General features: G+C 46.3%; 24 protein-coding genes. 1 reads left to right on the top strand and 23 read right to left on the bottom strand.

The genetic code is table 11. The features are described 5' to 3' along the window. Window positions 1-85: 85 nt before the first annotated feature. The 23 genes from dnaB to MJ769_RS06595 form a co-directional block, all read right to left on the bottom strand. Window positions 86-1474, bottom strand: a complete 1389-nt coding sequence (gene dnaB, locus MJ769_RS06705) for a replicative DNA helicase (protein WP_239235508.1) — start codon at window positions 1472-1474, stop codon at window positions 86-88. A 121-nt stretch (window positions 1475-1595) separates the two neighbouring features. Beyond that, the gene (gene rplI, locus MJ769_RS06700; protein WP_239235506.1) at window positions 1596-2051 is read right to left on the bottom strand and encodes a 50S ribosomal protein L9; all 456 of its coding nucleotides are present in this window, start codon (window positions 2049-2051) and stop codon (window positions 1596-1598) included. 10 nt (window positions 2052-2061) lie between these two features. Continuing rightward, window positions 2062-2331: a 30S ribosomal protein S18 gene (rpsR, locus tag MJ769_RS06695; protein ID WP_239235505.1), complete on the bottom strand. Its 270-nt coding sequence runs from the start codon at window positions 2329-2331 to the stop codon at window positions 2062-2064. Between the two features lie 10 nt (window positions 2332-2341). Next, the gene (gene priB / locus MJ769_RS06690; RefSeq protein ID WP_239235503.1) at window positions 2342-2644 is read right to left on the bottom strand and encodes a primosomal replication protein N; all 303 of its coding nucleotides are present in this window, start codon (window positions 2642-2644) and stop codon (window positions 2342-2344) included. Further along, on the bottom strand, window positions 2645-3055 hold the full coding sequence (rpsF, locus tag MJ769_RS06685; protein WP_239235502.1) for a 30S ribosomal protein S6: 411 nt from the start codon (window positions 3053-3055) through the stop codon (window positions 2645-2647). Between the two features lie 279 nt (window positions 3056-3334). Beyond that, complete coding sequence (locus MJ769_RS06680; protein WP_239235500.1) at window positions 3335-4156, bottom strand: class I SAM-dependent methyltransferase; 822 nt, start codon at window positions 4154-4156, stop codon at window positions 3335-3337. Window positions 4157-4384: 228 nt separating this feature from the next. Continuing rightward, entirely contained in the window at window positions 4385-6193 is a 1809-nt protein-coding gene (locus MJ769_RS06675) for a putative bifunctional diguanylate cyclase/phosphodiesterase (RefSeq protein WP_239235498.1), read from the bottom strand. A 252-nt stretch (window positions 6194-6445) separates the two neighbouring features. After that, entirely contained in the window at window positions 6446-6895 is a 450-nt protein-coding gene (locus tag MJ769_RS06670) for a hypothetical protein (RefSeq protein ID WP_239235491.1), read from the bottom strand. Then, window positions 6892-7506: an acyl-homoserine-lactone synthase gene (locus tag MJ769_RS06665; protein WP_239235490.1), complete on the bottom strand. Its 615-nt coding sequence runs from the start codon at window positions 7504-7506 to the stop codon at window positions 6892-6894. The genes MJ769_RS06670 and MJ769_RS06665 overlap by 4 nt, the downstream gene beginning before the upstream one ends. Before the next feature lie 292 nt (window positions 7507-7798). Continuing rightward, on the bottom strand, window positions 7799-8527 hold the full coding sequence (locus tag MJ769_RS06660) for a LuxR family transcriptional regulator (protein ID WP_239235488.1): 729 nt from the start codon (window positions 8525-8527) through the stop codon (window positions 7799-7801). A 150-nt stretch (window positions 8528-8677) separates the two neighbouring features. Beyond that, window positions 8678-9727 carry a beta-N-acetylhexosaminidase gene (gene nagZ / locus MJ769_RS06655; protein WP_239235486.1) on the bottom strand — a complete coding sequence of 350 codons (1050 nt, stop codon included), beginning with the start codon at window positions 9725-9727 and terminating at the stop codon, window positions 8678-8680. 141 nt (window positions 9728-9868) lie between these two features. Then, on the bottom strand, window positions 9869-10252 hold the full coding sequence (acpS, locus tag MJ769_RS06650; RefSeq protein WP_239235484.1) for a holo-ACP synthase: 384 nt from the start codon (window positions 10250-10252) through the stop codon (window positions 9869-9871). A gap of 20 nt (window positions 10253-10272) precedes the next feature. Next, window positions 10273-10998 (bottom strand): pyridoxine 5'-phosphate synthase, encoded by a 726-nt coding sequence (gene pdxJ, locus MJ769_RS06645; protein WP_239235483.1) that lies wholly within the window; start codon window positions 10996-10998, stop codon window positions 10273-10275. Next, on the bottom strand, window positions 10995-11729 hold the full coding sequence (gene recO, locus MJ769_RS06640) for a DNA repair protein RecO (protein ID WP_239235481.1): 735 nt from the start codon (window positions 11727-11729) through the stop codon (window positions 10995-10997). The genes pdxJ and recO overlap by 4 nt, the downstream gene beginning before the upstream one ends. 156 nt (window positions 11730-11885) lie before the next feature. Beyond that, window positions 11886-12779 carry a GTPase Era gene (gene era, locus MJ769_RS06635; protein ID WP_239235479.1) on the bottom strand — a complete coding sequence of 298 codons (894 nt, stop codon included), beginning with the start codon at window positions 12777-12779 and terminating at the stop codon, window positions 11886-11888. Next, window positions 12776-13450, bottom strand: a complete 675-nt coding sequence (rnc, locus tag MJ769_RS06630; RefSeq protein WP_239235477.1) for a ribonuclease III — start codon at window positions 13448-13450, stop codon at window positions 12776-12778. The genes era and rnc overlap by 4 nt, the downstream gene beginning before the upstream one ends. Beyond that, window positions 13450-13827, bottom strand: coding sequence for a DUF4845 domain-containing protein (locus tag MJ769_RS06625; protein ID WP_239235471.1), 378 nt, complete (start codon window positions 13825-13827; stop codon window positions 13450-13452). The genes rnc and MJ769_RS06625 overlap by 1 nt, the downstream gene beginning before the upstream one ends. Window positions 13828-13848: 21 nt before the next feature. Beyond that, the gene (gene lepB, locus MJ769_RS06620; protein WP_239235469.1) at window positions 13849-14652 is read right to left on the bottom strand and encodes a signal peptidase I; all 804 of its coding nucleotides are present in this window, start codon (window positions 14650-14652) and stop codon (window positions 13849-13851) included. Window positions 14653-14671: 19 nt separating this feature from the next. Then, window positions 14672-16465 carry a translation elongation factor 4 gene (gene lepA, locus MJ769_RS06615; RefSeq protein WP_239235467.1) on the bottom strand — a complete coding sequence of 598 codons (1794 nt, stop codon included), beginning with the start codon at window positions 16463-16465 and terminating at the stop codon, window positions 14672-14674. Window positions 16466-16958: 493 nt separating this feature from the next. Continuing rightward, a complete protein-coding gene (locus tag MJ769_RS06610) occupies window positions 16959-17252 on the bottom strand; it encodes an HU family DNA-binding protein (protein WP_239235466.1) in 294 nt (97 codons plus the stop codon). Between the two features lie 242 nt (window positions 17253-17494). Further along, window positions 17495-18346 carry an S-formylglutathione hydrolase gene (gene fghA / locus MJ769_RS06605; RefSeq protein ID WP_239235464.1) on the bottom strand — a complete coding sequence of 284 codons (852 nt, stop codon included), beginning with the start codon at window positions 18344-18346 and terminating at the stop codon, window positions 17495-17497. A gap of 12 nt (window positions 18347-18358) precedes the next feature. Next, window positions 18359-19465, bottom strand: a complete 1107-nt coding sequence (locus tag MJ769_RS06600; protein WP_239235462.1) for an S-(hydroxymethyl)glutathione dehydrogenase/class III alcohol dehydrogenase — start codon at window positions 19463-19465, stop codon at window positions 18359-18361. Between the two features lie 256 nt (window positions 19466-19721). Next, window positions 19722-20207 (bottom strand): hypothetical protein, encoded by a 486-nt coding sequence (locus tag MJ769_RS06595; protein ID WP_239235460.1) that lies wholly within the window; start codon window positions 20205-20207, stop codon window positions 19722-19724. Between the two features lie 340 nt (window positions 20208-20547). Here MJ769_RS06595 and ilvD point away from each other — a divergent pair, with 340 nt between their 5' ends. Further along, the gene (gene ilvD / locus MJ769_RS06590; RefSeq protein WP_239235458.1) at window positions 20548-22230 is read left to right on the top strand and encodes a dihydroxy-acid dehydratase; all 1683 of its coding nucleotides are present in this window, start codon (window positions 20548-20550) and stop codon (window positions 22228-22230) included. Window positions 22231-22317 lie beyond the last annotated feature (87 nt).

Genomic DNA, 22317 nt, shown 5'->3' with positions numbered 1-22317 from the left:
TATTCAAATCGCTTTGGCGGGTAAGGCTCTTGAGGGATGGGGTGAGTAGTTACGATTATAAATTATAATTTTTATTTAAGGTGGGTTAGTATTGAGCGTGAGCGAAGTTATCAAAACGTGTATATTCACCTCGGAACGTCAGCTCAACCTTGCCTATCGGGCCGTTACGTTGTTTGCCAATAATGATTTCCGCCTTACCCTTGTCAGGTGAATCGGGATTGTATACTTCATCACGATAAATAAACAGGATCAGATCGGCATCCTGTTCGATGGCACCGGATTCGCGTAAATCAGACATCATCGGGCGTTTGTTTGGGCGTTGCTCCAAGCTACGATTAAGCTGCGAAAGCGCCATCACAGGCACTTGTAACTCCTTTGCCAGCCCTTTTAGTGAACGTGAAATTTCGGAAATTTCGGTAGCACGATTTTCACTTGCCTTGCTCGAGGGGGAGGACATCAATTGCAAGTAATCAATGATAATCAACCCTAGGCCATTATTTTGGCGATGGAGTCTGCGTGCACGCGAACGTAATTCAAGCGAATTTAACGCTGCGGTTTCATCTATGTAAATAGCCGCATCGTTCAAACGTCCCAGCGCATGGGTAAGGCGCGGCCAGTCATCTTCCTGCAAACGCCCCGTGCGCAAATCATGCTGATTGAGTTTACCCACTGAACCTATCATACGCATGGCCAATTGAATGCCGCCCATTTCCATGCTAAAGATTGCCACTGGCTGACAACTTTCCAGCGCTACATTCTCAGCGATATTGATGGCAAAAGCCGTCTTGCCCATGCTCGGGCGTCCGGCAACAATGATTAATTCACCTGGCTGCAGGCCAGAAGTCATTCTATCCAAATCAGTAAAACCACTCGCAACGCCGGTGACATCGCTGGAGTTATCGCGACCGTAGAGTGTCTCAATCCGCTCCACCACCTTCGTCAGTAGCGGTGGAAGGGAGGTAAAACCCTGACGGCCACGTTCACCTGCCTCAGCGATTTCAAATACACGGCTTTCCGCTTCATCCAGCAATTGGTTCGCATCGCGCCCAGCTGGGTTGAAGGCGCTAGTAGCAATTTCGCTGCCAACTTCGGCTAGTTTGCGCATGACAGCACGTTCGCGCACAATTTCTGCATAGCGTCTAATATTGGCTGCGGATGGAACGTTTTGCGCCAAGGAGCCGAGATAAGCCAATCCCCCAGCTTTGTCGAGCTCAGCATTGCTTTCCAGCGATTCTGCCACGGTGATAACATCCACCGGCTTTGCATGCTCGATCAGGCGCGCGATATGCCGATAAATCAGGCGGTGCTCAAAGCGGTAAAAATCTTGTTCACTAATCAGATCGGCAATTTTGTCCCATGCGGTGGCGTCCAAAAATATGCCGCCCAATACTGACTGTTCAGCTTCCACCGAATGAGGCGGAAGTTTTAACGCCTCAAGCTGTGGATCTGGGGGGGTATTGTTAAAGTTGTGCATAATGCCGAGTTATTGGTCAAAAACTAGCTGTGGCATTCTATCACCGAGAAAATTACTGCCACCAAAAAATAAAACAGAGCTGTTGCCAGCTCTGTTTTATTAACAACAATGCGGGAAAGGACTACGCCTTGTGCTCGCCCAGCACCGAGACTGTAATATTGGATATCACATCAGTGTGCAACGCGATGCTGACTGGATAATCGCCAACTTGTTTTATATGTCCCGCCGACATGCGCACTTGAGTTTTTTCCACAGTAAAACCTTGCAGTGCCAACGCCTCAACGATATCGGCATTGGTCACGGAACCGAACAATTTACCGTCAACCCCGGCTTTTTGTACGATTTGCACAGTCAGTCCGCTATACTTCTCAGCACGTGCCTGAGCTTCTGCCACCTTGGCTTGCTCTGCAGCTTCCAGTTCAAGACGACGAACTGCAAAGTCAGCCTTATTTCCCTCAGTCGCACGCTTGGCCTTGCCTTGTGGAATCAGAAAGTTACGTGCATAGCCATTTTTAACATTGACTATGTCACCCAATTGTCCAAGGTTTACCAATTTTTCCATAAGTATCACTTGCATGTTCTACTCCTTAATGCAAATCTGTGTAAGGCAGCAACGCCAAGAATCTTGCACGCTTGATTGCAACGCCCAATTGGCGCTGGAAACGCGATTTAGTGCCTGTAATACGTGCCGGAATAACCTTGCCGTTCTCGGCAATAAATTCCTTGAGTATATTCAAATCTTTGTAATCTACCTCTGCAATTTTGTCTGCGGTGAAGCGGCAAAATTTGCGGCGTTTGAACAATTGACGCGAAGAGTTACTCTTCTTGTCATCTTTTTTCTTAAAAACACGAGCCATACTGTGCCCCTTATTCTAATGTAATGTTATCAATGTGCAGCACAAGTTGTGTGATGCGGAAACTGCGCTGAGCCAAAAAACCTTCTGCTCTTACCCGCTGCCCAAGTTGCAAACTGTTAGCTTGCTGGGCAGCTGCACCAAGAGCCAAAGCCGGGATATCGCACTGAACCTGACGCGCTATGCCAGCCTCTAGTTGCGTTGATGCATGACGAATTTTTAATACGACCCGCGCTACCCCAGCCGGGGTGTATCGCAAACCATCTATTTCGACAAGTTCTCCACCAACGGAAAGCCGATTACAAGCACCATTCAATCAAGCAACCGAAGCAACTTCAGCTGGGACAACTACTTCAACCTGAGGAGCCTGACCTGATCCTGACGCCGGACCGGTTATCGAACGCGACTTTTCATCCCTCATCATCGCAGAAGGATTTGTTACAGCAGATTTAATTTTGATAGTCAAGTGGCGTAGCACAGCATCGTTAAACTTGAATGCATGTTCCATTTCGTCCAAAACTTCCTGACTGCATTCAATATTCATTAGCACATAATGCGCTTTGTGAATTTTTTGGATTGGGTAGGCCAACTGACGGCGACCCCAGTCTTCCAAGCGATGGATCAAGCCATTCTTGGCCGTAACCAGAGCACGGTATCGCTCAATCATAGCGGGAACCTGCTCGCTCTGGTCGGGATGCACAATGAATATAATTTCGTAATGTCGCATTGATTCTCCTTTTGGATTTAAAGCCCCCCGTCATGCGTAACAGTGGAGCAAGGGTTTGAGGGAGCGTGATTATAGCGAAATAACCAGTCAGGTCAAGCAAAAGCCTTGTTTATAAGCTTGCTGCACCAATCTAAAATTTTTTAAAAAATGCATTATTTATCCATTTAATCTGCCGGAATAGATCAGTGGAGTGTAATCTTTGGAAACGTAATCTGTTAAATCGAGCGAATTATCGGACAAGATTGATGCATGTTAAATAAAAGATTTCAGCAATGACTACTATTCCCTCGTAAAGAAACGACCATTCATTTCTTCCAACCCCAGAGTGTGCAGCACCTCCTTTAATCGCTCAGTCGGACGGTTGCATGGCAAGTTTTTAAAATTCGCGATGATAAGTTCATTTTTCATCGAATGTTCCCAACCCACTAGCTCAGTCACAGTCACCTGGTAACCGTGAGCCTCCAATTGCAAACAGCGCAGTACGTTGGTAATGTGGCTGCCAAATTCTCGAGTATGGATAGGATGACGCCAAAGCTCTGTCAAAACATTTTTCGACAGATTATTGCCTTTATTTTTTCTTAGAACGGCTGCTACTTCTGCTTGGCAGCATGGCACCAAGACGATAAATTTAGCATTTTTTTTCAACGCAAAGCGTATGGCGTCGTCAGTAGCTGTATTGCACGCATGGAGCGCTGTGACCACATTCACCTTGACGGGCAAAAGCTCTGATTCAATAGATTGCTCTACCGATAGATTGAGGAATGACATACCTGTAAAATTTAGCCTTGACGCCAACTCTTGAGAGTATTTGATCAAATCATCACGTGTTTCGATGCCGTAAATACGCGATGCATCTTTCAGCGTCTTGAAAAATAGATCGTAAAGGATAAAGCCCAGATACGACTTGCCTGCCCCGTGATCCACCAGTTGAATGTTATGGTGATCTTGCCTGATTTCCTGCAGCAATGGTTCAATGAATTGATAGAGGTGATAAACCTGCTTAAGCTTGCGTCGGGAATCTTGATTCATTTTCCCATCTCGAGTGAGAATATGCAGCTCTTTCAGTAGATCAATTGATTGGCCAGGTTTTATTTCATGCATACCGTTCCTAATAGATCCCGTCAACATTAAACTAGAGAGGGATGTGCCAAATGAAGTAAAAAATACCTAAAGTGATATGCAGCAGAATTTCGAGAACTGGCGGCCAAGCCAGTAACGGGAAAAGGGTTGAGTACCCGAGAATTGGCACAATGTTGATTTCTGACACCTCCCACCTTGGCTAACTGAGTAAAAATGGCCTAGACAAGCAAGACACCAGCTACACCGTTATTATCGCAATTCATATGACCACTGACTATCCTCCTCATGCCCAGATGCCAGCAATTTGCTAATTTTTTCTGGAGTCATCGGTTTATTGAAATAATAGCCTTGCACCTCATCGCACTCCTGACGTTTTAGGAATGACAGCTGCTCTGCAGTTTCCACTCCCTCAGCGATCACCTTCAACTTAAGGGTACGCGCCATATTAATGATCGTACTGACAATCACAGCATCGTCCGAGTCAACGACTATATCGCGCACGAATGATTGATCAATTTTAAGCTTATCGATAGGAAAACGCTTGAGATAACTCAAGCTGGAATAGCCAGTGCCGAAATCGTCCACTGAAAGTTTCAGTCCCATTGCCTTTAGTTCCACTAACAGTGCAATTGATGCTTCGGCATTGTGCATGACAGCGCCCTCGGTAATTTCCAGTTCAAGAGCAGACGGATCGAGACCATATTCACATAAAATAGCCTTAATCATTTCGCCAAAGTCATTTTGGCGAAACTGCACTGTCGATAGGTTCACTGCCATAGTAATTTCTGGCAACCCTAACATGCGCCATTCACGGTTCTGCCGACAAGCCTCACGCAATACCCACTCGCCGATCGGAATAATCAAACCGTTTTCTTCCGCGATGGCAATGAAACGCCCTGGTAGAATCATCCCAGTCTCTGGGTTATTCCATCGCAGCAATGCTTCTACACCAATGATACGACCACTGCGCAACTCCACCTGAGGCTGGTAATGTAAACAGAATTCCTGGCGTTCTAATGCATGACGCAGTTTTCGTTCGATCGACATGCGTTCAAGCGCAAGCTGATTCATTTCATTAGTAAAAAACTGATAATTGTTGCGCCCATTTTTTTTAGCGTGGTACATTGCAGCATCAGCATATTTAATCAAGCAATCTTCATCGCATCCATCTTCAGGAAATATACTGATGCCGATGCTAGTGGTTATTTTGATTTCGTTGCCATCTATTATGCACGGATGAGAGATGGCATTTATCAGCTTAGCCGCAATAACGGCGGCATCGTCCACAGCTTCCAAATCCGGCAGTAAAATAACGAACTCGTCCCCACCCCGCCTGCTTACTGTATCGCTAACGCGACTCACATTGCTAATTCGTCGGGCAACCTCTTGCAATAGCTTATCGCCGACAAGGTGACCGAGCATGTCGTTAATAACTTTGAAATGATCCAGATCAAGACACATGACAGCCACTTTGTGATTCTCGCGGCCAGCATGGCAAATAGCCTGCACTAAACGATCTTGTAAAAGCAAAGCATTGGGCAGATTGGTGAGAAAATCATGCAGCACAACATAAGCCACGCGTTCTTCTGCCGCCTTACGCTCACTGATGTCAGAAAAAACGCCAACATAATAGCTGACCTCACCGAGTTCGTTCTTCATTGTGCTGATACTCAAAAACTCGGCGTAATTTTCATTGTTTTTTCGCCGGCCGACAACCTCACCCTGCCAGCTTCCGATTTCGTTAATGCTGCGCCATGTCTCATGGTTAAACGCGTCGTCCATCAAGTCAAGATGTAACAGGTTCAGGTTTTTGCCTATCAAATCATTAGCGCTGTAACCGGTAATAGTGGAAAAAGCTGGGTTAATAAACAACATGTTTTTGCCGCCATCGGTGACGATTATGCCTTCATTTACGCTATCGAATATATGCGCGAATAACCTGAGTTGCCTCTCCTTTTCACGCACACCATTGCTCTCTTGCTCGGAAACTGAATGAATTGGTTTGTTGTTTGAGGCATCTGGATAATTTTTTTGATCGGAGTTAGGTAAATCCTGCATTAATATCACTCATTATCTTGGTTAATTATCAAGTCTCACCTGCTTATAGATACGCCTAACATATAGATGTTCTTCTATATACCATTTATACAATGACCAGATGAGCGTCAGGTGATTCAAAGCACGCTGCTGGTGGGGTAGTTATAAATATTTAATAGAAAGTCTAAGCTGTTTCCAGTTCCAGCTATGTAACTGAAGTAAAGCGGGTTTACTTGACCAACCCGCTATGCGTCCATTGAAACTCTCCGTATATCAACCTTGCCCCGAGTATTCAAAAACAAATGGCTCCAGAGGCTGACGCTCACATGCATCGCGCAGTAAAGCGGCGGTTTCACTTAAGGCAAGCTCCTTCAAGCGGCAGCGCATGCTCCAGACCCCGTCACCAGATTCGGAAACCCCGCAGGAATGGTTGGCCATACCAAACTCTGCGTTTTCAGGCTTTGTAGGAGTACCCACGTAATTTAATGCCGCTATCGGCAGGTCTGGAAAGAGGCGCCTAGCCTCACGCACCCATTCCAGCAAACGCGCTTGCTGCGAGCAATCGTAAACATTACCATCTACCAACACCATGTCGTATTGTTCCAAATCTGGCTCAGACATATTTTCCCATGCTTGCTGGACTAACCGATGCTTCGATTTTTCCAGCAACTTATTCAAAACGCGACGGGTGCCTGATACTTCACCGAGTAACAGAATATTCATGCGGCTAGCCTATGTGCATGCTCGGGCAAGGTGCCGAACAATGCAAATTCGGTTATCTCGTCAATTTCTAACGCAACAGCTACTGTTAAAACAGTACCTATTTTTATGGGATCACCTAGTCTAATTATGCTGACTCCCAGCTTGCGAAACATACGCTCAACAGCCACACTAGTAACCGAAACATAACGCTCTATTCCATTTTTTTGAGCGAACCTCACAGCTGCCTGGATCATCTGGATAGGAGTATTACTGAGCCCAAAGCCACTACTATCCAATTTGCTACTTGATATTGCAAATCGACTTAATTCCCACACAGCAGTTTGTTGAGGGGCCGGCTGCCCATGCAAAAGCTGAGGAAAGGTATCTCTTAACATATTTGGACCGGTAGTAGGCAGTAATCGCCAGCAACCCCGTACCTCGTTCTCTTCATCTTTTGCCAGTACATATACAGGGTTTGCTTCGTCAAACTCGTCGTGTTCCATTCCGTTGTCACTATTAACATCCCATCCCAGTCGGTCATGAAAGACTTCGTGCCTAAGACGGTACATTCCCAGCGCCGCTTGATTGTCTAAAGACCCATCTCCATGTTGCGCAAGCATTATTTGACTCATTTTATTCCCTCTGTCGTTAGTGGATGACAGAAGCAATGAGACTACGTATCTCAACGGCTAGATAGCTGTAAAATATTACAGGGTAAAATAGCGATTTGTGGCTGCAAGCTTTAGTTGGAAAAGCTTCTAGAGTTAAGCGATGAGTATTGCTTTGGAATAGAAAGGGAGAAATGTGCCGTTCACGGCATCTAGTAGGTTGAACAATTTGATACACCCATTAAATTGGGTAAGTTCTGTTGGGTTCGAGTATAGCAACGATCACTTACCACGTGAATCCGCTGTCAAACAAAATTCAGGGAGCGATAAGTCCCATCGAAATAGCACGGGCAATTGCATGTTGACGGTTGGATGCTCCCATTTTGTTGCCTGCATTTTGTAGATGAAAAGTCACGGTACGCTCCGTAATTTTCAGTATGTCGGCTATTTCACCCCCAGTTTTTCCTTCAGCCGCCCACAGAAGACACTCTTTTTCCCGAAGAGTAAGCTCCATTTTTGTCAACAAAAGCGACCCCTTACTCAGGACTATGCGCTGAGTTGCCTCATGTAAATAGCATGCCAATAATTGAGACTTCCCTATGATAGAAACGATATTCTGTTCAGCTTTACTGGTATCTTGGGAAGAAGCAAGACTCAACATCGCAGCTTCACCGTGACCGCCGTGGACAGCAAAGCTTGCACCGCACTGCAAACCAAACTCTTTTGACTCGTTTCTCATTTTAGCTGCTTTGTCGCCAGTAAACACTCGACTGTCCCAAATAACGGGAATAGCCCGTCTTCTAGTTATACAATGACTGTATGTAGGATCTACTTCTTGATAATTATGTTCAACGTAACGAGCGCGCCATTCCTTAGGATATCCATTTAGAATGAATTGGTAAGGTCGAGTAAGTGAAGTGTTCACCTGCACCCCGTAAATAAAATGGTCGAAGCCTAGCTGGCCAGCAATGCTAGCTGTTGTGGTATGCAATTCTTCGACTGTGCCACAATTGAGCAATGGTTCAAACAAATCCAAATCAGACATGCTTTTTCTCCTCGCTTATTACTACTCAGTAGGTGCATACTTTTTACTCATTTAATCCACCGTTACAACATGGTATGCATAATGACGGGTTATTATTTTAAACCTCACACCCTGTAGATTACTGTACCCATATGTTCGGATAAATCTCAACTAGGCAAACGGTAGTTCTGCGGTGCCAGGGCCTATAGCAGCGATCTCATGGACGGCCTTCATAAATCCTGCTTGCTCATGCAATTGCACCAACGTATCGGAATGATAGTGGCCTCGCATCTGCAGGAGGCGCGCTTTGCTGGTCACTGGCATGTCCCACTTTAGTCCAACCAGCAATTCATCTGCCAAAGACGGCTGGTTGCATACCAGCACCATATCACAACCGGCCTGCAACGCCGCCTCTGCACGTTGCAGGATGCCGCCTGCTACCGTGGCACCTTCCATACTAAGGTCGTCACTAAAGATACATCCGCTGAAGCCCAACTCACCGCGCAGAATATCTTTCAACCATATTTTTGAAAATCCCGCTGGATGTTTGTCCACCTTGGGATAAATCACGTGTGCGGGCATGACCGCAGTCAGACCGTAATTCACCATTTGACGAAATGGAATCAGATCGCACAATTCAATGTCGGTATAGCTGCGCTCATCTATCGGAATTTCCAGATGCGAATCAGCATGCACATAGCCGTGTCCAGGAAAATGCTTGCCCACGGTAGACATGCCACCCTGCTTAAGTCCCAGCAACAGGCTATGCGCCAGTTCGGCTACTGCTTGCGGCTCGGAATGAAAGGCTCGGTCACCAATCACTTTGCTGAGGCCAAAATCTATGTCTAATACTGGGGTAAAGCTGAAATCCACGCCACAAGCACGCAGTTCTGCTGCCAGCACATAGCCTACCTGCTGCGCCAGATGCTTGGCACGGCGCGGATGTTCATCCCAAATATTGCCCAGCTCGCGCATCGCCGGGATGCGCGTAAAACCATCGACAAAACGTTGTACTCGCCCACCCTCATGATCTACAGCAATCAATAGCGGTGGAGAACGCAGGGCATGAATGCTGGCTGACAGCTGGGCAAGCTGGCGCGAAGATGCGTAATTACGCGCAAACAAAATCACACCACCCACTAGTGGATGACGTAAACGTGCCTCATCTTCCGCAGTAAGAGTAAGTCCTGCGATATCCAGCATGCACGGGCCGATTCCCATTCAATGTCTCCTAATGAAATTTACGTATGTCATTTCTGCGAAGGTAGAATCCGGAAGGTCTGAACCAAAAATCTTTAAATGGCTGACCTTTTCCCTTGGTGGAAATATCGAATTGGAGCACTTGCCTTCACAATTTAACGCTTAATCATCTTTTTCTAAAATCACGAATGCCACAGCAAGATCATGGTCATCACTGATAGTTAGATGGTGGCGTGTCAATCCCAATTGCATCAGGTGTGCAGCCAATTCCACATCAAATTCAAATATTGGTTTGCCAAAAGCATCGTGTATCACGCTAATTTTATGCAAGTTCACGGGATAACGCAGGCCACTGCCTATCGCCTTGGCTAGTGCTTCCTTGGCGGCGAAGCGTTTCATCAGTAGGCGTACAGGGTAGGTATGAACGCGATACTCCGATAATTCCTGCTGACTCAACACACGCTGTGCGAAGCGCTCGCCATAACTAGCATGTACTGCCTCAATGCGCGAATAAGCCACAATATCAGTTCCTATACCCAAAATCACGGTGACTGAGCTTCCATGCTTTAAGAATGAATACCGATCAACAGCGCTTTCATTTTTTTCACAGCTTGCTCCAGGCCGATGAAAAGTGCCTCGGCGATAATGGCATGACCGATGTTAAGTTCGCATATATTAGGGATAGCGACGATAGGTTGTACATTGTGATAGTTTAGGCCGTGTCCAGCATTAACTTGCAAACCGAGAGCATGGGCATACACTACTGTGCGCTGAATGCGCGCCAATTCTTGCGTTTGATGCGATACGTTGGCTGCATCAGCATATTTTCCCGTGTGTATCTCTACCACCGGAGCACCTGCAGACCGCGCTGCATCCAATTGTTTTTCATCTGCGTCCACAAATAATGAAACACGTATGCCCGCCGCCGCACAGCACTCACAAGCGCGCTTCACGCTATCAAAATGCCCCACCACATCCAGCCCTCCCTCAGTGGTCAATTCCTCGCGCCGTTCTGGCACAAAGCAAATATCGTGCGGCTTAATACGCAAGGCAATGGCCAACATTTCGTCGGTAATGGCGCTTTCAAGGTTCATACGCGTTTGCAGCATATCGCGCAGAATTTCTACGTCCCGATCCTGGATATGGCGGCGGTCTTCGCGTAAATGAAGCGTAATAACGTCGGCACCTGCAGCCTCGCCGATTAACGCCGCCTGAATCACATTGGGATAACGTGTGCCCCGAACTTGGCGCAACGTGGCAACGTGGTCGATGTTGAGTCCAAGCTTGATCATATTTTTTGTAGATCCCTTATCAATTCGCGCGTATGCAATGTCTTACCCGCAAGATGATGATTCAGTAACATACGCATCAACTGCTTGCTCTGCTGCGCGCTAACTGCATCGCGGTAATCATCAGCAGCCATATCTTGCAAGGTTTTGCCCAACATCAATATGCCCTCTGATATATTTGAATCATTTGGTGTGGCTCGAACCGCACCCCGTTCAAGCAAGTACCGATAGGGCGCAAAAGAATTAATCGGCTCGCCGCTGTCCGCTTCTTGTGCCAATAACAGTGCATAGCCTAACTCTTGCAGCAAATGTTTTTCAAAACAACGCAAGATGGCAGCATAGTTCGCTTCATTTGCTAGCCGTTGCAGAGTGTGCTGGTAGTAATCAAACAACTGTTCGTGCGGATCATCACGCACCATCAGGTTGAGCAGCAATTCATTCAAATAGAAACCGCACAACAAAGCCGTTCCCTGTAATTGCGGCTGACCACCCTGCCACTCGGCACGGTGCAAGGTACGCAACTCATGTTTGCCAAACCAGCTTAACAGTAATGGCTGAAAACCCATCAGTAATCCGCGTAACGCCGATCTCGGACGCCGTGCACCGCGCGCCACCAGTGCCACACGACCATGCTCCCGGCTTAACACTTCCAGAACTAGACTAGTTTCACGATACGGATAACTATGCAGGACGAAAGCGGATTCGTCTTCTAATCTGTGTTTGTGCGGTTGCAATCTGCTCCTCCCTACCTCTCCTTGTTACAGAAGAACAAACGCAAGTTGAGCAGCTTTGACCACCCAGCTAAGGAAGAATCGTTGCGTAGCCGTGAGGACAACACCAGAAAATCTCTTGTTGGTGCAGGAAGAAGCAAAGAGAGCTTAAGATTAAAATTATTCATATCCCAAACTTTTCAGCACCTGCGCGTTGTCTGCCCAACCACTGCGCACTTTAATCCAAACTTCGAGATAGACTTTTCCGTCAAATAGTGTCTCCATATCTAATCGAGCTTGAGTGGCAATTTCTTTCAGCTTCTCACCATTCTTACCGATCAGCATCGCCTTATGTGCATCTTTATCGACGAGAATCGCAGCATGAATTCGGCGCAGCTTTCCTTCTATTTTAAACTGTTCAATCACTACACTGACTGAATATGGTAACTCCTCACCGGTGAAACGAAAGACTTTTTCACGCACCAATTCGGCCGCGAGAAAGCGTTCATTTCGATCTGTGATTTCATCTTCGGGGTAAATTTTTTCACCTTCGCCCAGGTAGGGTCGAATTGCATTCAACAGGGTGTCAAGTTGCTTGTTCTGCTTCGCGCTAACTGGCACGATAGCAGTAAATTCAAACTCCTGGGCTATCTCCTGAATAAATGGCAATAATTCTGATTTATTCTCCATGTTATCTACTTTATTGATTACAAGTAGCACTGGCATATTTTTTGGCAATAGACTCATTACTTGGCGATCTCGCTCGTCAAAATTCCGAGCTTCAATCACGAACAGCACGACATTCACGTTTCGCAAGCTACTCGTCACTACACGATTCATACCTCGATTCAGAGTATTAAGGTGCTTCATCTGAAATCCTGGGGTATCTACGAATACAAATTGCGCGTGCTCTTCGGTCAATATTCCGGTAATACGATGGCGTGTGGTCTGTGCCTTACGTGAGGTGATGCTTATTTTTTGGCCAACCAGATGATTAAGCAAAGTGGATTTGCCCACATTCGGGCGACCGACAATGGCAATAAAGCCGCTGTGGAAATTGCTTGTTGCATTCATAACTGGCTCACAATTTGACGGTAAGCAACTTCTGCTGCTACCTGTTCTGCGGTGCGACGACTGCTACCCTCACCACACGTGATTAATTTCAATTGTTCAATTTGGCACTCAACTTGAAAAAGCTGCGCGTGCGCCTCGCCCTGAGTGGCAATCACGGTATATTTGGGTAACGCCAGACGTTTGCTTTGCAGATATTCCTGCAACAAGGTTTTAAAATCCTTACCCATCGTCTGCGCGTCTGCTTGCGCGATAAAGGGTACATACAAACGGAGTACAACTTTCTCTGCTGCCGCAAAACCAGCATCCAGAAAAACTGCGCCAAATAATGCTTCCATGGTATCGGCAAGGATAGATGGGCGACGAAAGCCAGCGCTTTTGCGCTCACCATCGCCCAACAATAATAACTCGCCCAAATGTAATTGCTGCGCCAAGATGAACAAAGTTTGCTGATTAACCAGATTGGAACGTAGGCGAGATAAATCACCTTCCGGCAAATCGGGATTAATGTCATACAGATGTTTAGCTATGACACAATTGAGTATGCTATCACCTAGGAATTCCAAACGCTCGTTGTGTGCTGCACTATAACTGCGATGCGTCAGAGCACGCTGTAATAATTGCGATTGCGTGAAAACATGGCCAATCTGATTGCACAGCGCATCACGATTCATCAGCTATTTTTTAAACCTTTTGGATTGAACTCAAGTAACAAGCTGGAATTCCCGATCAGTGGTATTTTGACTTGATAACTAATGCTCAGCGATAAGCCACGCTCATCCTTGACTATCTCAATATCGTCCGCCGTAACTACATTAATATTGTTCATCATGACGCGTTTACTGAACGACTCGCGAACACTTTTAGATTGAGCCCCTTGCATTTCAGAATCGTTCACTATGGTGGAAAGAATGCTTTTAATTTCGGCATCCTGAACATAAGCCGGAATAACCTTCATGCCGACAATCGCCGCTAGTATTAATAGAGTTGACCATATCAAAAGACCAGACAAACTTACGCCACGCTGCCTGCTTGCTATTGTTTTAATCATGCGCCTCCTTCGTTTGCAACCTCAGTCAATGGATAAGCCTATACGTTTTAAATCATTAAAATTCATCCATATCATGAACGCCTTACCAACGATCATATTATCTGGCACGAAACCCCAGTAACGACTATCTCGGCTGTTATCGCGATTATCACCAAGCATAAAATAATGTCCAGCTGGAACTGTACAGTGCATTTCCATTTCGCTGTATGCACAATTCTCCCGGTAAGGGAATTCCGCCACTGCACCAATATGCATGTTGGGCACTTCGGGGTTTACCAACATTGCATGGCTATGACCAGTCAAATTTTCTGTATAACGCTCTGTATGCACAAAGTTCAATGCAGTTTCCACATAGTTATAGTCACCCTCTGGCTGTTGTTCTTGCAGTACATCGTTCACAAACACCTTCTTATTGCGATATGCAACGTGGTCACCAGGCAATCCAACCACCCGCTTAATATAATCTAATGATGGATTTTCTGGATAGTGGAATACCATCACATCACCTCGACTTGGGGAGTTGATTTCTACTAGCTTCTTGCTGATGATGGGCAAACGAATACCATAAGTAAACTTATTAACCAAAATAAAATCACCTACCTGTAAAGTCGGAATCATCGACCCAGACGGTATTTTGAACGGCTCAACCAGAAATGAGCGCAGCAAGAATACCGCCAAGATAACAGGGAAGAAACTCTTGGAATATTCCACCCACCAAGGTTCTTTTGTGGACGATGTGCGTTTCGATTGCAGCACACAGCGATCCAGTAACCACACGCTACCGGTGATCAGTAGCAATACAAACATAATTAAAGCAAAGTCCATCTCAGTTTCCGCCTCTACGTTATTTATCGCCAACCTGCAAAATTGCTAAAAAAGCCGCCTGCGGAATTTCCACGTTACCTACTTGCTTCATACGTTTTTTGCCAGCCTTCTGTTTTTCCAGTAATTTACGCTTCCGTGAAATATCACCACCATAACATTTGGCTAGTACATTTTTTCGTAGCGCTTTGACATTTTCACGCGAGATTATGTTTGAACCGACAGCAGCTTGGATCGCCACATCGAACATCTGACGCGGAATCAACTCTCGCATCTTGGCTACGACTTCACGGCCGCGGAACTGGCTGTTGCTACGGTGTAGGATAATCGCCAGCGCATCTACCTTTTCACCGTTGATAAGTATATCTACCTTGGTCACATCGGCCGCACGATATTCCTTAAATTCGTAATCCATCGAGGCATAGCCACGTGATATCGATTTCAGCCTGTCAAAGAAATCGAGTACGATTTCCGCCATAGGTATCTCATACACCAGCAACACCTGCTTACCGTGATAACTCATGTCTAGCTGAATACCGCGCTTTTGAGTACACAATGTAATTACCGCACCAACGTACTCCTGCGGCATATACAAATTGACTGTCACAATGGGTTCACGGATTTCCTCGATTTTGGACGGATCCGGCATCTTGGATGGGTTATCTACTATCAGCATAGTTCCATCCCGCTGCACCACCTCGTAAATAACGGTAGGTGCAGTAGTAATCAAATCCATATCAAACTCGCGCTCCAGTCGTTCCTGCACAATTTCCATATGCAGCAATCCCAGGAATCCACAGCGAAAACCAAACCCCAATGCCTGCGAAACCTCCGGTTCATACTGCAAGGAAGCGTCATTTAGTCTGAGCTTTTCCAGCGAATTTCTTAGAGCATCATATTGATTTGACTCTACTGGAAATAATCCAGCAAATACTTGTGGCTGCACTTCCTTGAAACCTGGCAAGGCTGTGGTTGTGGGCCTGTTTGCCGACGTGATGGTGTCACCAACCTTGGCTGCCGTCAGCTCCTTGATACCCGCAATGACAAAACCGACCTGACCGGCAGACAATACATCACGAGGCTGTGATTTAGGCGTAAATACACCGATATGCTCAGCCAAATGCTGCGAACCAGTAGCCATCAATAAAATTTTGTCCTTGGGTTTTAAAGTACCGTTAAAAACCCGAACTAGCATCACTACACCAACATAATTATCGAACCATGCATCTATAATCAGAGCACACAACGGCGCAGTCGGGTCACCTGTAGGCGGCGGCACTTTAACAAGCAAAGCTTCCAGTACGTCCTGTATGCCCTCGCCTGTTTTGGCCGAACAGCGTACTGCATCGTGCGCGTCGATACCGATTACTTCCTCAATTTCTTCAATAGCGTTTTCCGGGTTGGCAGACGGCAAGTCAATTTTGTTCAACACCGGCACTACTTCTACCCCCAGATCGAGAGCGGTATAGCAGTTCGCTACTGTCTGCGCTTCCACCCCCTGAGATGCATCTACGACTAGCAACGCACCTTCGCAGGCAGACAATGAGCGTGAGACCTCGTAAGAAAAATCCACGTGTCCCGGCGTATCAATCAAGTTGAGATTATATATCTGGCCATCACGAGCTTTATATTGCAACGCAGCTGTCTGAGCTTTGATGGTGATACCGCGCTCACGTTCCAAGTCCATGGAATCGAGCACCTGCGCTTCCATTTCGCGATCTGAAAGTCCTCCGCACAACTGAATAATGCGGTCGGCTAAAGTAGACTTGCCATGGTCAATGTGGGCGATAATGGAAAAATTACGAATATGTTGCATTTTTACAATCTCAGATTATCTAAATATTATGTTTCATGTGCTACAACATGCGTACGTTTATTAAAACTTTTAACTTATCTGCGCATATCTCTTGCATCTTGCAATAAGTTTAACTAACAGGCTGCCTTACTTCGGTATTATAATTATAACATATTGAATATAATATAATATTTATTATAATAGGCAATATCAACGTTAATATAACAAATTACGAGCATAGCAAGACCATGCTCGTAATTAACATTCAGGGCGTAATTATACCTTGTAGATACGTCATCCAGCGGTAAACACTAGCTAATTACATTTCAGCGTAATCACGCAGCATTTCTGAAAATAGCATTAAGCAGATGACTAAAAATAGTGAAGATGGGAAGCGTGAACTTCAGGGTTTAGAGCATAATATCGAAAACTGAGGCATGAGTATTTATTCAGAAATGATGAAACGACGTGCCCCCACCCCCGATTTAGTGAGGGACACGCTTAATTGCATTGATTATTTCTTCTTAGCTTTTGCGCCAGCAACTGCGTCTTTCAACTTGCTGCCTACTTTAAATTTCGCAACTTTTTTGGCAGGTATTTTCAACTCTTTTCCAGTAGCCGGGTTCCGACCTATCCGAGCAGCACGCTGTTCGACTGCAAAGGTACCAAAGCCAATCAACTGTACATTATCGTTTTTTACCAATGATGCTTGTATAGCAGCCATCAAAGCATTCAGTATCTCCTCAACATTTACCTTTGTATTTTTTGTGGATTTAGCTACTACATCGATCAGCTCCGCTTTATTCATAGTGTAACTCCCTTTAGTTGAAAAACACTGTACTGTATCAAGCCATTGTGTCAATGGCAATCATAGCGTCACAAATTAATAGATATACTTAAAAAATTTTAATCCTCAATCTTGGTTCATGGACAGCTTTGCTCTAATGTAAATGCGCACTGTCACATGAGAACAATGCTACCGCCGACTTCAGACATTGTGTGAAACCACATGAATAAATCTGCAAACACTGACCTAATATTCAATTATCTCTACCGAGCGATCCCACCTAAATTTCGATGGTGAAATCGAATATGCTCTTCGACGAATGTTGAAATAAAGTAATACCCATGGTCGTAGTCGGCATGCCTGCGTAGCTCCAAGGGCTGTTGCGCTTTTTTGCAGGCCGCTTCGAACGCTTGCGGAAACAGTTGATCCAGAAGAAATTTATCGCTCAAACCCTGGTCAATCAGTATCCCGCTTGGAAATGGCGCGTGCCTTTGCTCCATGAGTGCACTGGCATCATATTGCTGCCAGCTCTCCTTCTCGCTGCCCAGATACGCAGAAAATGCCTTTACGCCCCAAGGACATTGACTCGGTGCGCAGATCGGTGCAAATGCTGATACTGTTTTAAAAAGAGCAGGGTTGCGCAACGCCAGGACAAGCGCCCCATGCCCACCCATTGAATGTCCGGTAATGCCAATACCGTAAGGCAGCACTGGGAATTTCCGCACAATCAAGTCATATAGCTCCAGCACGTAGCTGTACATACGGTAATGCTTGTTCCATGGTGCTTCAGTTGCATCAAGATAAAAACCTGCGCCGACCCCGAAATCCCAGCTATCTGCTTCGCCTGGAAGTTTGGCATCGCGTGGGCTGGTATCAGGCGCAATCAGCATCAGCCCCTGCTGCGCAGCAATACGCTGAGCACCTGCCTTGATCATGAATGTTTCTTCCGTACAGGTCAGGCCGGCCAGGCAGAACAGGGCGGGAACATTGCCTTCCTGCGCCTGTGGCGGCAGAAATACCGAAAACCGCATCGGCAAGCCAATTTCTTCGGAATGATGTGTATAGGATTTCTGCACTCCTCCGAAACATGCGTTTTCACTGGTCAGTTCAAGCATGACGCAGTCCGTTCAATACAGAACGACGGAACGAATCGATTCGCCGCTTTTCATCAAATCAAAACCCTCGTTGATGCGCTCCAGCGGCAATGTATGGGTAATTAAATCATCGATATTCAATTTACCTTCCATGTACCAGTCAACAATTTTAGGAACATCGGTACGGCCGCGTGCCCCGCCAAAAGCGGATCCTTTCCATTCGCGACCGGTGACCAACTGAAATGGGCGAGTGCTGATTTCCTGTCCAGCTGCGGCAACGCCAATGATGAACGACTGACCCCAGCCTTTATGGCAACACTCAAGTGCCTGCCGCATGGTAGTGACATTACCAATGCATTCAAAGGAGTAATCAGCACCACCGTCGGTCAGTTGGATTACGTAATCAACAACATCTCCAACTTCTTTCGGATTCACGAAATCGGTCATGCCGAACTTGCGCGCCATCTCGATTCGATCGGGATTGATGTCAACTCCGATAATCTTGTTGGCACCCACCATCTTTGCGCCTTGAATTACGTTCAAACCAATGCCACCCAGTCCGAACACTACTACATTCGCGCCGGCTTCGACTTTAGCTGAAAAAACTACGGCACCAACACCAGTCGTCACACCACAGCCGATGTAACATGCTTTGTCAAATGGCGCATCCTCACGAATTTTGGCCAAAGCGATTTCAGGAACTATGATGTAGTTGGAGAAAGTTGAAGTTCCCATATAGTGATAGATGGGCTTGCCGTCGATCGAGAAACGTGAAGTAGCATCCGGCATCAAGCCGCGCCCCTGAGTCGAGCGGATGGCTTGACAAAGATTGGTCTTGCGCGACAGGCAGTATTTGCATTGACGACATTCAGGGGTATATAGCGGAATGACATGGTCGTATTTCTTAAGAGAGGAAACGCCCGAACCGACATCTACTACGATGCCCGCGCCCTCATGCCCCAGGATCGAGGGAAAAATACCTTCCGGATCGGAACCAGACAGCGTGTAATAATCGGTGTGACAAATCCCGGTCGCTTTGATCTCGACCAGCACTTCACCCTCCCTTGGCCCTGCCAAGTCAACTTCTTCTATCGTCAGCGGCGCACCAGCCTTCCATGCAACTGCAGCTTTTGTTTTCATCAGTGAGCTCCATAATATAGCTGTGCAGTATTAACTGCGCTCTAACAATTAGCAAATTTTCAGCCAGCCTAAACCTGAAATTTTTGGGTAAACAATGATCAATCACTTATTAAAAAATATGGAGTTGGAATGACTACACCTCAAAACAGCAACCAATTGAATATAGTTAACTAAATTGCCGGACACTACTGACATCTACCATTAATACTCAGGGGCAACTCGTTTTCATCCTTGAAATAAACTGTTATGTATCGCTTCATTCACTGAACAATCCAAGAAAAAGATTGGCTATCAAAAGTACTAAACCAAGCAGTAATCCACCAACTCCAACATAGGTAAGCATTTCTGTCACCGGGTGAGTATGTGCCGCGCCTGTTCCTATAGATGGTGCAACGACGAACATTGTAAACCAAGCGAGCGGATAACAGCCGCCAAGGCCTATGAGTAAAGCGACGATCTTCTTGAGTTGTTGCTTGAGACTAGACGCTGCAACAAGCAGCAATAAACCAATAGAGAAAGCGGCTATTCCTGTCGCGTGAAAATGTGCTCGTTGGGCATAGCGCCAAATCTTTTTAGGGCTGTTCGCATCATGAAGTTCTGGGTGCGCAGCAATCCCTTGAGCTACATACGTTTCGAAAAAAGCCTCGTTGACTCCGAAGGTTACGCCAAGACCAATACCGAAGAGCAAACAAAGCATTACTAACGCAAGGCCAGCTTTTATACTTGTGAGGTTGTTGATCATTTAATTCTCCAATTTGCATTAACAAGTGGAGATTATGCGCCGCTATTTCCAAACCTACTATGACCAATCTGGTTTTATAATAGTAAGCAAGTCAAGCGTAATCTGGGGGGTTAAAAATATAATTCGAGACTAATATATACACTCAGAATCCCGTAGAATTAATTCAGAGTGATAGTTTAAGAACTGCATCAGCGCTACTTGCTGCCTATGATGTAGTTTGATTTCTGCTAACATTAGTCATTGGCTGCGCCACAAGATAAATGCACTTCTTGACCTCAATAACAACACCAAGTGCTCAGCGCAGAACAAGCATTAACTTAATTAATTAAAAGGAAGCATCATGCCTAGCAACACCAATAGTAAAGCCATCACACAAGGGGTGCAGCGTTCACCTAACCGCGCCATGTTGCGCGCCGTAGGTTTTGGCGATGATGATTTCAACAAACCTATTGTAGGCATCGCCAATGCGTATAGCACAATTACTCCTTGCAATGCGGGGTTGGGTATTCTAGCAACAAGGGCTGAGCAAGCGGCTCACGCCGCTGGTGCAATGCCGCAAGTATTTGGGACTATCACGATATCTGACGGCATTTCGATGGGGACCGAAGGGATGAAATGCTCGTTGGTCAGCCGTGAGGTGATTGCTGATTCAATCGAGACGGTCTGCCGTGGTCAAAGCATGGACGGCATACTCGCCATCGGTGGTTGTGATAAAAATATGCCGGGCGCCATGATCGCCTTCGCACGTTTGAATATTCCAGCTATTTTCGTTTATGGTGGCACCATCAAACCGGGTCACCTCAACGGGCGTGATTTGACCATTGTCAGCAGCTTTGAGGCAGTAGGACAATTTATCGCACATCGAATCGATGCCGCAGAGCTTCTAGCCGTCGAGCGCAAAGCCTGCCCCGGAGTGGGTTCGTGTGGTGGAATGTTTACCGCTAACACCATGTCCTCAACATTTGAAGCGATGGGCATGAGCCTGCCATATTCGTCCACCATGGCGGCAGAAGACGCGGAGAAATCGGACAGTACGGCACGGTCAGCAGAAGTTTTGGTACAAGCCATCCAGAAGCAAATACTACCATCTCAAATTTTAACGAAAAAAGCTTTCGAGAACGCAATTTCCGTAGTTATGGCGGTAGGTGGAACAACTAATGCGGTCTTGCATTTGCTGGCTATCGCACATGCGATGGGTGTTGACTTAAGCATTGATGATTTTGAAACGATCCGAAAACGCGTCCCTGTTTTCGCCGATATGAAACCATCTGGACGCTACGTGGTAACCGATCTTCACAAAGCCGGTGGCATTCCGCAAATAATGAAGATGCTCTTGGTACATGGCTTGTTGCACGGCGACTGCATGACTATCACCGGCGAAACTATTGCGGAGGTACTGAAAGACGTTCCTGAAAAACCACGTTCTAACCAAGACGTGATTCGCGCTTGGAGTAACCCAATTTATTCGCAAGGACATTTAGCAATTCTTAAAGGCAATCTGGCGACGGAGGGTTCAGTGGCCAAAATAAGTGGCATTAAAAACCCTAAAATCACTGGCCCTGCGCGCGTGTTCGATTCAGAGGAAGCTTGCATGGAAGCGATTCTTGCAGAAAAGATTAATCCCGGGGAAGTACTCGTCATTCGTTACGAAGGTCCAAAAGGAGGACCAGGAATGCGTGAAATGCTATCACCCACTGCAGCATTGGTGGGCGCCGGAATGGGCGAAAGCGTCGCGCTGATTACCGACGGCCGCTTTTCAGGTGGCACATACGGTTTTGTAGTTGGGCACGTTGCGCCCGAAGCAGCAGTGGGCGGTACCATAGCACTAGTAGAAGAAGGAGATTCTATTACCATTGATGCTGAAGCCCGCCTGATACAGCTAAACGTAAACGACCAAGAACTTGCGCGGCGACGTGACCTGTGGCAGCCACCGGCACCACACTATAAACGCGGTGTATTGGCAAAATATGCACGACTGGTGTCCAGCGCAAGTTTAGGTGCAGTGACAGATGCAGACGCATAAATATGCGAATACAAATTCAACTTTTGCTCAACAGATGAAGTATTTTTGTGAAGAGTGCCGATCTTCGAAAGTGTAATCAAGAAAAAA

Source organism: Candidatus Nitrotoga sp. BS (genome assembly GCF_927797785.1).
GTDB lineage: Bacteria > Pseudomonadota > Gammaproteobacteria > Burkholderiales > Gallionellaceae > Nitrotoga.
Note: the sequence above shows the minus strand (reverse complement) of the source record. Positions and strands in the feature narration are given on the sequence as shown.

Excerpts from the sequence above, each read along its gene's own strand:
- MJ769_RS06595 (WP_239235460.1), bottom strand. The coding sequence starts at position 20,207 with ATGATCAACAACCTCACAAGTATAAAAGCTGGCCTTGCGTTAGTAATG.
- rnc (WP_239235477.1), bottom strand. The coding sequence starts at position 13,450 with ATGAATCGTGATGCGCTGTGCAATCAGATTGGCCATGTTTTCACGCAA.
- MJ769_RS06625 (WP_239235471.1), bottom strand. The coding sequence starts at position 13,827 with ATGATTAAAACAATAGCAAGCAGGCAGCGTGGCGTAAGTTTGTCTGGT.
- lepB (WP_239235469.1), bottom strand. The coding sequence starts at position 14,652 with ATGGACTTTGCTTTAATTATGTTTGTATTGCTACTGATCACCGGTAGC.
- rpsR (WP_239235505.1), bottom strand. The coding sequence starts at position 2,331 with ATGGCTCGTGTTTTTAAGAAAAAAGATGACAAGAAGAGTAACTCTTCG.
- dnaB (WP_239235508.1), bottom strand. The coding sequence starts at position 1,474 with ATGCACAACTTTAACAATACCCCCCCAGATCCACAGCTTGAGGCGTTA.
- lepA (WP_239235467.1), bottom strand. The coding sequence starts at position 16,465 with ATGCAACATATTCGTAATTTTTCCATTATCGCCCACATTGACCATGGC.
- rpsF (WP_239235502.1), bottom strand. The coding sequence starts at position 3,055 with ATGCGACATTACGAAATTATATTCATTGTGCATCCCGACCAGAGCGAG.
- MJ769_RS06675 (WP_239235498.1), bottom strand. The coding sequence starts at position 6,193 with ATGCAGGATTTACCTAACTCCGATCAAAAAAATTATCCAGATGCCTCA.
- ilvD (WP_239235458.1), top strand. The coding sequence starts at position 20,548 with ATGCCTAGCAACACCAATAGTAAAGCCATCACACAAGGGGTGCAGCGT.
- pdxJ (WP_239235483.1), bottom strand. The coding sequence starts at position 10,998 with ATGATCAAGCTTGGACTCAACATCGACCACGTTGCCACGTTGCGCCAA.
- nagZ (WP_239235486.1), bottom strand. The coding sequence starts at position 9,727 with ATGGGAATCGGCCCGTGCATGCTGGATATCGCAGGACTTACTCTTACT.
- MJ769_RS06665 (WP_239235490.1), bottom strand. The coding sequence starts at position 7,506 with ATGAGTCAAATAATGCTTGCGCAACATGGAGATGGGTCTTTAGACAAT.
- fghA (WP_239235464.1), bottom strand. The coding sequence starts at position 18,346 with ATGCTTGAACTGACCAGTGAAAACGCATGTTTCGGAGGAGTGCAGAAA.
- MJ769_RS06660 (WP_239235488.1), bottom strand. The coding sequence starts at position 8,527 with ATGTCTGATTTGGATTTGTTTGAACCATTGCTCAATTGTGGCACAGTC.
- MJ769_RS06670 (WP_239235491.1), bottom strand. The coding sequence starts at position 6,895 with ATGAATATTCTGTTACTCGGTGAAGTATCAGGCACCCGTCGCGTTTTG.
- rplI (WP_239235506.1), bottom strand. The coding sequence starts at position 2,051 with ATGCAAGTGATACTTATGGAAAAATTGGTAAACCTTGGACAATTGGGT.
- MJ769_RS06680 (WP_239235500.1), bottom strand. The coding sequence starts at position 4,156 with ATGCATGAAATAAAACCTGGCCAATCAATTGATCTACTGAAAGAGCTG.
- MJ769_RS06600 (WP_239235462.1), bottom strand. The coding sequence starts at position 19,465 with ATGAAAACAAAAGCTGCAGTTGCATGGAAGGCTGGTGCGCCGCTGACG.
- era (WP_239235479.1), bottom strand. The coding sequence starts at position 12,779 with ATGAATGCAACAAGCAATTTCCACAGCGGCTTTATTGCCATTGTCGGT.
- MJ769_RS06610 (WP_239235466.1), bottom strand. The coding sequence starts at position 17,252 with ATGAATAAAGCGGAGCTGATCGATGTAGTAGCTAAATCCACAAAAAAT.